Source organism: Aestuariivirga sp., from assembly GCF_044239095.1.
Lineage (GTDB): Bacteria > Pseudomonadota > Alphaproteobacteria > Rhizobiales > Aestuariivirgaceae > Aestuariivirga.
Genome location: NZ_JBIICB010000265.1, coordinates 1 through 5,831 on the forward strand (window position 1 = coordinate 1; position 5,831 = coordinate 5,831).

6 protein-coding genes are annotated in these 5,831 nt (G+C 62.4%); 5 read left to right on the forward strand and 1 reads right to left on the reverse strand.

Features of this window, described 5'->3' with window-relative positions; translation table 11 throughout:
- From ACILRA_RS18595 to ACILRA_RS18610, 4 genes are all read left to right on the forward strand, one after another.
- A partial coding sequence (locus tag ACILRA_RS18595) for a carbohydrate ABC transporter permease (RefSeq protein ID WP_395663557.1) occupies nt 1-675 on the forward strand: 675 nt, incomplete at its 5' end.
- Complete coding sequence (locus ACILRA_RS18600; RefSeq protein ID WP_395663558.1) at nt 676-1,674, forward strand: ABC transporter ATP-binding protein; 999 nt, start codon at nt 676-678, stop codon at nt 1,672-1,674.
- Complete coding sequence (locus tag ACILRA_RS18605) at nt 1,674-2,444, forward strand: L-iditol 2-dehydrogenase (RefSeq protein WP_395663559.1); 771 nt, start codon at nt 1,674-1,676, stop codon at nt 2,442-2,444. The genes ACILRA_RS18600 and ACILRA_RS18605 overlap by 1 nt, the downstream gene beginning before the upstream one ends.
- Nucleotides 2,441-3,910 carry a mannitol dehydrogenase family protein gene (locus tag ACILRA_RS18610; RefSeq protein WP_395663560.1) on the forward strand — a complete coding sequence of 490 codons (1,470 nt, stop codon included), beginning with the start codon at nt 2,441-2,443 and terminating at the stop codon, nt 3,908-3,910. The genes ACILRA_RS18605 and ACILRA_RS18610 overlap by 4 nt, the downstream gene beginning before the upstream one ends.
- Nucleotides 3,911-4,176: 266 nt before the next feature.
- Here ACILRA_RS18610 and rlmB read toward each other — a convergent pair whose 3' ends face one another.
- Nucleotides 4,177-4,881, reverse strand: a complete 705-nt coding sequence (rlmB, locus tag ACILRA_RS18615) for a 23S rRNA (guanosine(2251)-2'-O)-methyltransferase RlmB (protein ID WP_395663561.1) — start codon at nt 4,879-4,881, stop codon at nt 4,177-4,179.
- 141 nt (nt 4,882-5,022) lie between these two features.
- Here rlmB and ACILRA_RS18620 point away from each other — a divergent pair.
- Nucleotides 5,023-5,831 (forward strand): biotin carboxylase N-terminal domain-containing protein (locus ACILRA_RS18620; protein ID WP_395663562.1); only part of this gene is annotated, 809 nt, incomplete at its 3' end.

Here is a 5,831-nt window from a genome sequence, read left to right on the forward strand (position 1 = left end):
GACTGGACGACGGAGAACTACTCCATCGTTCAGGAGCGCTCGGACTATCTCAAGTTTGCCATGAATTCGGTGGCATTGGCGCTGGGCTCGACGTTCTTCGCGCTGGTCCTCGCCATTCCCGCTGCATGGGCCATGGCCTTCGCGCCGGGCAAGCGCACCAAGGACCTCCTGATGTGGATGCTGTCCACCAAGATGATGCCGCCTGTGGGCGCTCTCATCCCGCTCTATCTCATCTTCCGCGATCTGGGCCTGCTGGATACGAGGGGCGGGATCATCACGGTGCTGATGCTGCTGAACCTGCCCATCGTCATCTGGATGCTCTACACTTACTTCAAGGAGATTCCGGGCGAGATCCTCGAGGCCTCGCGCATGGACGGGGCGAGCGTGGGCAAGGAGCTGATCTATGTGCTCGCACCCATGGCCATTCCCGGCATCGCGTCGACCGTGCTGCTCAACGTCATCCTGGCCTGGAACGAAGCCTTCTGGACCTTGAGCCTCACCACCAAGGATGCAGCACCGCTCACGCAGTTCATCGCCTCCTACTCCTCGCCGGAAGGCCTGTTCTGGGCCAAGCTCTCGGCCGCCTCAACCATGGCCATCGCGCCGGTCCTCGTGCTCGGCTGGTTCGCCCAGAAGCAGCTCGTCCGCGGCCTCACATTCGGAGCAGTGAAATAAATGGGCACCATCACCCTCAGGAACGTCCGCAAGGCCTTTGGCGATGCCGTGATCATTCCCGACGTAAGTCTTGAGATCCGCAATGGTGAGTTCCTCGTCTTCGTCGGTCCCTCGGGCTGCGGCAAGTCCACCTTGCTGCGGCTCATTGCGGGGCTGGAAGACCTCACCTCCGGCCAGATCGTCATCGATGGGCAGGACATGTCGGAAACACCGCCCTCGAAGCGTGGGCTCTCCATGGTGTTCCAATCCTACGCGCTTTATCCACACATGAGCGTACGCAGCAACATCGGCTTTGGCCTCAAGATGGCGGGCGTTCCCAAGGCGGAGATCGAGGCCAAGGTGGCAAAGGCCGCTGCCACGCTGAACCTCACGGAGTATCTCGACCGCAAGCCCCGCCAGCTGTCGGGCGGGCAGCGCCAGCGTGTCGCCATCGGCCGCGCCATCGTGCGCCAGCCCACGGGCTTCCTTTTCGACGAGCCGCTGTCGAACCTTGATGCGGCGCTGCGCGTCAACATGCGGGTCGAGATCATGCAGCTCCACAAGGATCTTGGCGCCACGATGATCTACGTGACGCACGACCAGGTTGAGGCGATGACCATGGCAGACCGCATCGTGGTGTTGAACCGCGGGGTCATCGAGCAGGTGGGCTCACCGCTCGAACTCTACAACAGGCCCGACTCGCTGTTTGTCGCGGGCTTCATCGGCTCGCCCCGCATGAACTTCGTCACGGGTGCGGCCGCCGCGCGGATGAACGGCCATACCATCGGCATCAGGCCGGAGCATATTGCGATCGACGCGGCCGGGCCGTGGCACGGCACGATCAAGCTTATCGAACATTTGGGGGCTGATTCCTTCCTGCATGTCGATGCTGGCGAGGCAGGCCGCCTCACACTACGTGCACCCGGCGATTTTGGCGGCAGGACGGGCGACAGCGTCGCGCTCGCGCCCGAACCCGCGCGGATCCACAGATTTGACCAGAACGGAAAGGCAGTGCGGTAATGCGGCTGGCAGGGAAGACAGCAATTCTTACGGGTGGTGCGCGGGGCATCGGTGCTGCCATCGCAGAGGGCTATGCCATGGAAGGCGCGCGGGTCTGCGTTGCTGACATCGACGGCAGGGCTGCGGAAGAAACGGCCTCCCGCATCGGCAATGGCTCCTTCGGCTGGGCTCTTGACGTGACGAGGCTTGAATCGATCCACGCCTGTGTGGCGGAAGCCCAGGCGCGCTTCGGCGGCATCGACATACTTGTCAACAACGCCGCGGTTTTCGACATGGCGCCGTGGGGTGAGATCACCGAGAAGAGCTACGACGTGGTGTTCAATGTCAACGTCAAGGGCCTGCTGTTCATGCTGCAGGAGGTGGCCGGTTGCATGAAGGCGCGGGGCAAGGGTGGCAAGATCATCAACATCTCCTCCCAGGCGGGCCGCCGCGGCGAGGCGCTTGTCGCCGTTTATTGCGCATCGAAGGCTGCCGTGATTTCCCTCACCCAATCGGCGGGACTTGCGCTCATCAAGCACGGCATCAACGTCAACGGCATCTCTCCGGGTGTTGTCGATACGCCGATGTGGGATCACGTTGACGGGCTTTTCGCCAAGTATGAGGGCCTGAAGCCTGGCGAGAAAAAGCGCATGGTGGGCGAGGGCGTGCCCTTCGGCCGCATGGGAAGGCCCGAGGATCATGTGGGTTGCGCCGTGTTCCTGGCCTCTGCCGAGAGCGACTATGTGGTGGCGCAGACCTACAATGTCGATGGTGGGCAGTGGATGTCATGACGAAGCTTTCTCTTGCAAACCTCGGCGAAATCTCCGCGCGCGCGTCTGTTCCGCGCTATCGCCGCGATGAACTCTCCCCCGGCATCGTGCATATCGGGGTGGGCAATTTCCATCGTGCGCATCTGGCTGTCTATCTTGATGAATTGTTTAATCGCGGCGAGGGCCATGACTGGGCAATCATTGGCGCTGGCGTCATGCCGGGCGACGAGGTGATGCGCCAGACACTCAAGGAACAAGACTACCTCACGACGGTCGTTGAGCAGGACAATGAGTTGAGTGCGGCGCGCGTCACTGGCGCCATGATTGACTTCATCCCGCCCGGTGACCGGGCCAGGCTTCTCGCCCGCCTTGCTGATCCTTCCACGCGCATCGTGTCGCTCACAGTCACCGAGGGTGGCTACATGATCGACCCGGCCACCCAGATGTTCGATCCGCAGCATTTAGCCATTCAGCATGATGCAGCCGAGCCGCTGAACCCCACGAGCGCCTTCGGCCTCATACTGCGCGGTCTGGCAATGCGCCGCGAAAAGGGCATCGCGCCCTTCACTGTCATGTCTTGTGATAATGTTCCCCACAATGGAGCAGTGACGTGCAACGCAGTCGCTGGCCTGGCAGAACTGATCGACCCTGAACTGGCCTCCTGGGTTCGGGCCAACGTTGCCTTCCCCAACGCCATGGTCGACCGCATCACACCCGCGACCTCCGACCGGGAGCGGCGCATAACCTCGGATGTGTTTGGCATCGAGGATGCCTGGCCGGTGTTCTGCGAGGAGTTCAAGCAGTGGGTCATCGAGGACAAATTCCCTCAGGGCCGCCCCGCACTCGAAAAGGCGGGCGTCCAGTTCGTGCCCGACGTCTCGCCCTATGAGAACATGAAGATCCGCATTCTCAACGGTGGGCATGCGATCATCGCGTATCCGGGCGGATTGCTCGACGTTCACTTCGTGCATGAGGCGATGGAGCACCCGTTGATCCGCGCCTTTCTCGACAAGGTGGAGAACGGCGAGGTGATTCCCACTGTGGCGCCGGTGCCGGACACGGACCTCCACGATTACTACAAGCTGATCGTGCGCCGCTTCGCGAATCCAAAAATCGGCGACACCATCCGCCGCCTCTGCCTCGATGGATCAAACCGGCAACCGAAGTTCATCGTGCCGACTGTGCGGGATAGGCTGGCGGCAGGCAAGGGAGTCGAGGGCCTCGCACTCGAATCTGCGCTGTGGTGCCGGTATTGTTTTGGCACCAGTGAAAGCGGCAAAGAGATTGCGCCTAACGATCCGAACTGGGACCGCCTGCAGGAGCGGGCCCGGGCAGCGAAAGATGATCCCTCCGCTTGGCTCGCCATGGAAGAGGTCTATGGTGACCTGGGACATTCACCTGCTTTCCGGGCCTCTTTTGGCGATGCACTTCGTTCCCTATGGCAGGAGGGTACAGTTCGCACCATGACCCGCTATATCGGGAGTTGAGCGCCGGCATCACCCGCAATTTCGATCTTCCAGCGGAATGACGGACCTGGGGTCTGGCGCGCATTCCGGCCAGGTGGAGTCAACTGGTCGAGAAGACCTCACGCAAGATCAATGGCTTGAGCATAATCCCAGGGCGAGAAGTCTGGCGATTTCCTGCCTGAAATCAATCTTTGGCAGTCCGCCGGCACATGCATGAAAATCAGCTGCTCTCCCAACTGAGCCAAGACAGCCCGTCCATCCGGCGCCAATGGCTGATCCGCAAGCGGTCAGCGGGTGAGTGCGTAGAGGGTGACGGCGCAGGCGTTGGAGACGTTGAGGCTGCGGATGGGGCCGTTCATGTCCAGGCGGACGAGGTGGTCGCAGCTGTCGCGGGTGAGTTGGCGCAGGCCTTTGCCCTCGGCGCCCAGCACGATGGCCACGGGGGGCGAGCGGTCCATGGCGGAAATGTCCTCCGGCGCATCGCTGTCCAGCCCCAGGATTCGGAAGCCGTAATCCTTCAGCTCATGCATGGCGCGGGAGAGGTTGGTGACCTTGACAAAGGGCACGTGCTCATAGGCGCCGGAAGCCGACTTGAACAGGACGGCGGAGGCGTCCGGGCTGTGGCGGGAGGTGGCGACGAGGGCTGTCACGTTGAAGGCCGCGCAGGTGCGGAGGATCGCGCCCACATTGTGGGGGTCGGTCACCTGGTCGAGGAGAACCACGATGCCGGATTTCTCGATCTGGTCGAGGCGGGGCTGGGCGAGGGGCTTTGCCTCCATCAGCAGGCCCTGGTGCACGGCATCGGCACCCAGCCGCTTGTCCAGCAGGCTGGGGTGAACGATCTCTGGCGTGATGCCGCTGGCAGCGATTTCCGCCGCCAGCCGGTCGTAAGCGTTCTTCGAAGCCTTCAGCGAATAGATCTTCCGCCGCGGGTTTTTCAGGGCCTCCGCCACGGGGTGGACGCCATAGATGATGTCATTGGGCTCGCTCATGGGCCCCGGCTATAGCCCAAGTGAAGGCGGCAGTGGGGGAAAGATTTGAGCGAAAGGCGGCGGGTGCCTCGCCTTTGGTGTGATTGCCGGGGCGAACGGTTCGGTCTAGAACCCCGTGCTGAAACGGAAATTCGGGGCACCATGTTCAAGAAGATTTTGATCGCCAACCGTGGCGAGATCGCTTGCCGCGTCATCAAGACGGCAGCCAGGATGGGCATCAGGACGGTCGCCGTCTATTCCGATGCCGATGCGCGGGCGCTGCATGTCGAGATGGCGGACGAGAAGGTGCACATCGGCCCGGCGACAGCTGCCCAGTCCTATCTGGTGATCGACAGAATTGTGGAGGCCTGCCTGAAGACCGGGGCGGAGGCGGTGCACCCGGGCTATGGCTTTCTCTCCGAGCGCTCCGCCTTCCCCAAGGCGCTTGCCGCGGCGGGCATCACCTTCATCGGGCCCAACCCGCAAGCCATCGACGCGATGGGCGACAAGATCGAATCGAAAAAGGCCGCCGCCGCCGCCAGGGTGTCGACCGTTCCCGGCTACATGGGCATCATCGAGGATGCAGGCGAAGCGGTGAAGATCGCGTCCGAGATTGGCTATCCGGTGATGATCAAGGCCTCCGCCGGTGGTGGCGGCAAGGGCATGCGCATCGCCCATTCGGAAGCGGAGGTGCAGGAGGGCTTCACCCGTGCGAAGTCCGAGGCCAAGTCCTCCTTCGGCGACGACCGGGTCTTCATCGAGAAATTCATCGTCAACCCGCGCCACATCGAGATCCAGGTGCTGGGCGACAAGCACGGCAACGTGATCTACCTGGGCGAGCGGGAATGCTCGATCCAGCGCCGCAACCAGAAGGTCATCGAGGAAGCACCCTCGCCGCTCCTTGACGAGAAGACGCGCAAGGCCATGGGCGAGCAGGCCGTGGCGCTGGCCAAGGCGGTGAACTATGATTC

Excerpts from the sequence above, each read along its gene's own strand:
- ACILRA_RS18600 (WP_395663558.1), top strand. The coding sequence starts at position 676 with ATGGGCACCATCACCCTCAGGAACGTCCGCAAGGCCTTTGGCGATGCC.
- ACILRA_RS18605 (WP_395663559.1), top strand. The coding sequence starts at position 1,674 with ATGCGGCTGGCAGGGAAGACAGCAATTCTTACGGGTGGTGCGCGGGGC.
- ACILRA_RS18610 (WP_395663560.1), top strand. The coding sequence starts at position 2,441 with ATGACGAAGCTTTCTCTTGCAAACCTCGGCGAAATCTCCGCGCGCGCG.
- rlmB (WP_395663561.1), bottom strand. The coding sequence starts at position 4,881 with ATGAGCGAGCCCAATGACATCATCTATGGCGTCCACCCCGTGGCGGAG.